Source organism: Allobosea sp. CER48, from assembly GCF_044752385.1.
Lineage (GTDB): Bacteria > Pseudomonadota > Alphaproteobacteria > Rhizobiales > Beijerinckiaceae > Allobosea.
In genome coordinates, this window is sequence record NZ_JBIWYK010000369.1 from 1 (window position 1) to 3,247 (window position 3,247).

4 protein-coding genes are annotated in these 3,247 nt (G+C 66.9%); 1 reads left to right on the forward strand and 3 read right to left on the reverse strand.

Features of this window, described 5'->3' with window-relative positions; genetic code table 11:
• Nucleotides 1-181: 181 nt before the first annotated feature.
• Genes phbB through ACIPIA_RS12930 form a run of 3 tightly spaced genes read right to left on the reverse strand, consistent with a single transcriptional unit; the run spans nucleotide 182 to nucleotide 2,358 of the window.
• Complete coding sequence (gene phbB / locus ACIPIA_RS12920; RefSeq protein ID WP_400510139.1) at nucleotides 182-907, reverse strand: acetoacetyl-CoA reductase; 726 nt, start codon at nucleotides 905-907, stop codon at nucleotides 182-184.
• Nucleotides 908-950: 43 nt separating this feature from the next.
• The gene (locus ACIPIA_RS12925) at nucleotides 951-1,166 is read right to left on the reverse strand and encodes a DUF1737 domain-containing protein (RefSeq protein WP_400510136.1); all 216 of its coding nucleotides are present in this window, start codon (nucleotides 1,164-1,166) and stop codon (nucleotides 951-953) included.
• A 13-nt stretch (nucleotides 1,167-1,179) separates the two neighbouring features.
• Nucleotides 1,180-2,358: an acetyl-CoA C-acetyltransferase gene (locus tag ACIPIA_RS12930; RefSeq protein WP_400510137.1), complete on the reverse strand. Its 1,179-nt coding sequence runs from the start codon at nucleotides 2,356-2,358 to the stop codon at nucleotides 1,180-1,182.
• Between the two features lie 307 nt (nucleotides 2,359-2,665).
• Here ACIPIA_RS12930 and phaR point away from each other — a divergent pair.
• The coding region (phaR, locus tag ACIPIA_RS12935; protein WP_400510138.1) for a polyhydroxyalkanoate synthesis repressor PhaR at nucleotides 2,666-3,247 on the forward strand (582 nt) is incomplete at its 3' end.

Below are 3,247 nucleotides of genomic sequence, written 5' to 3' on the forward strand. Positions count from 1 at the left end.
GCCGGACAAGGTCGAGCGGCCTTTCGAGATCATCGATCCGCTCAATCCGCCGATCGCGCAGGAACCGGAGGCGACCGAGATCGACGGCACGCCCCGTCCCGTCATGGCCTGACCAAAAAGAAGAACCGCCGCCCGTCGCCGGGCAGCGGTCCGATGTCGCGATGGCAGGGGTGCGGCCAGATCAGGCCATGTACTGCCCGCCATTGGCCGAGAGGGTGGAGCCGGTGATGAAGCCGGCATCCTCGCTGGCGAGGAACACCACGGCCCGCGCGATCTCCTCGGGCTCGCCGAGGCGGCCGACCGGGATATGCGGCAGGATCGACTTCTCGACCACGGCCGGGTCGATCGCCTTGACCATCTCGGTCGCGATGTAACCGGGGCAGATCGCGTTCACGGTGATGCCGGCCCGCGCGCCCTCCTGCGCCAGCGCCTTGACGAAGCCGATGTCGCCGGCCTTGGCGGCGGAATAGTTGACCTGCCCCATCTGGCCCTTCTGGCCGTTGATCGACGAGATGCAGATGACGCGGCCGAACTTGCGCTCGCGCATGCCCTCCCAGACCGGGCGGGTCATGTTGAAGAGCGAGTTCAGGTTGGTGTTGATGACGGCGTCCCACTGCTCCTTGCTCATCTTGTGGAACATGCCGTCGCGCGTGATGCCGGCATTGTTGACGAGCACGTCGACCGGGCCGATCTCGGCGACGACCCTGGCGATGCCGGCGACGCAGGAATCATAGTCCGAGACGTCCCACTTGTAGGTCTTGATGCCGGTCTCGGCGGTGAACTTGGCAGCAGCCTCGTCATTGCCGGCATAGCTGGCGGCCACGTTGTAGCCGGCCGCCTTCAGGCCCTTCGAGATCGCAGCGCCGATGCCGCGCGAACCCCCTGTAACCAGCGCCACCTTCGTCATAGCCATTCTCCCTCTTGGTGAAGTCCCATGCGGCTTGCCGCCGTCATTGTTCGGATAGGTTCAGGGTGGGCGAGTAGGGCTCGTCCACGTCCTTGATGATGGCCTGGCCGCAGATGACGCGGCCTTGCTTTGGGTCAAAGGTGAGTGTCGGCTGGCCGTAGAGCGACCAGCCGCGGCTCAGCATCTCGCTGACCCGATGACAGAACGAGGCATCATCGGGCCCGGTCAGATAGCGATAGAGCGTGGTGCGCTTCGCCATCGGCAGACGCTTCTCAGCGCTCCACCGCCATGGCGACGCCCATGCCGCCGCCGATGCACAGCGTGGCGAGGCCCTTCTTGGCGTCACGCTTGGCCATCTCGTGCAGCAGCGTCACCAGCACGCGGGCGCCGGAAGCGCCGATCGGGTGGCCGATCGCGATCGCGCCGCCATTGACGTTGACGATGTCCGGGTTCCAGCCGAGGTCCTTGTTGACCGCCAGGGCCTGCGCGGCGAAGGCCTCGTTGGCCTCGACGAGATCGAGGTCTCCGACCTTCCAGCCGGCCTTCTCCAGCGCCTTGCGGGTCGAGGGGATCGGGCCGGTGCCCATGATCGCCGGGTCGACGCCGGCCGTCGCCCAGGAGGCGATGCGGGCGAGCGGGGTCAAGCCGCGGCGGGCGGCCTCCTTGGCGGTCATGATGACGAGCGCGGCGGCGCCGTCATTGATGCCAGACGCGTTGCCGGCGGTCACCGTGCCGTCCTTCGAGAAGGCGGGCTTGAGCTTGGCCATGGCCTCGAGCGTGGCGCCATGGCGCGGATACTCGTCGGCATCGACGACGATGTCGCCCTTGCGGGTCGAGATGGTGAAGGGGACGATCTCGTCCTTGAACCTGCCGGCCTTCTGCGCCGCCTCGGCCTTGTTCTGCGAGCCGACGGCGAAGCGGTCCTGCTCCTCGCGGCTGATCTGGTACTTGGTGGCGACGTTCTCGGCGGTCGTGCCCATGTGGTAGCCGTGGAATGCGTCCCACAGGCCGTCCTTGATCATGGTGTCGACGAACTTGACGTCGCCCATCTTGGTTCCGGCGCGCATATAGGCGGCGTGCGGGGCGAGCGACATCGATTCCATGCCGCCGGCGACGATCACGTCGGCGTCGCCATTGGCGATCTGCTGCAGGCCGATGGCGACGGTGCGCAGGCCCGAGCCGCAGAGCTGGTTGAGGCCCCAGGCCGTCTTCTCCTGCGGGATGCCGGCGGCCATGGCGGCCTGGCGGGCCGGGTTCTGGCCCTGGCCGGCGGCGAGCACCTGGCCCATCACGAGCTCGTCGACCTCCGCGGCCTCGACCTTGGCGCGCCGCAGCGCTTCCTTGATCGCGACGGCGCCGAGCTCATGGGCGGGAGTGTTGGCGAAAGCGCCGTTGAAGGCGCCGACCGCCGTGCGCGCGGCGCCGACGATCACGATATCCGAATCTGCCATGAGAGAGGTCCTCGCTTGTTGTTGCTGCTGCACCGCTCCCGCCGGTGCAGCATTCCCCGCCACCTTCGAAGCCTGTTGCGACGCCGTCAAGACGGCACGGCGGCGAATTAGGAGCCCGGGATTAAGGCGAAGGGCTGTGGGCAGGCGACGAAAGTCGAAGCCGACGCCTCACTTCCGTCGGATTTTTGCAGCGCGCGCTCAAATCGCTTGCGGTGCAGCACCGACAGGCTATCGTCGTGGCCGGGAGACCGCTCCGCCGAGCACGCCGGAACCACCAGTGGCCGCGGATCAACGTCAAGTAGGACCGATGGCCAGCGACAAAGAACCGACCGTCATCAAGAAATACGCCAACCGGCGCCTCTACCACACGGGTACCAGCTCCTACGTCACCTTGGAGGACCTTGCAGGCCTGGTGCGAGCAGGCGAGGATTTCGCCGTCTACGACGCCAAGTCCGGGGAGGACATCACGCGGTCGGTGCTGGCGCAGATCATCTTCGACGAGGAAGCCAAGGACGGGCAGAATCTGCTGCCGATCACCTTCCTGCGCCAGCTGATCCGCTTCTACGGGGACAGCATGCAGGCGCTGGTGCCGCGCTATCTCGAGTTCTCGATGGAGAACTTTACCCAGGAGCAGAACAAGTTCCGCGAGCAGATGGCGAAGGCCTTCGGCGGCGGGGCGTTCGGCGGGAACGCGCTCGACGCCATCCAGGCGCAGACGCGGGCGAACATGCAAATGTTCACCGAGGCGTTCCGTCTGTTCAATCCCTTCACCGCCGCGGCCCAGGCCCGGCAGCAGGCCGAGGCCGGCGCCAAGCCGGCGGCGCAGCCGGCCGGCACCGAGATCACCGACCTCAAGCGCGAACTCAACGAAATGCGCGAGCGTCTCGAC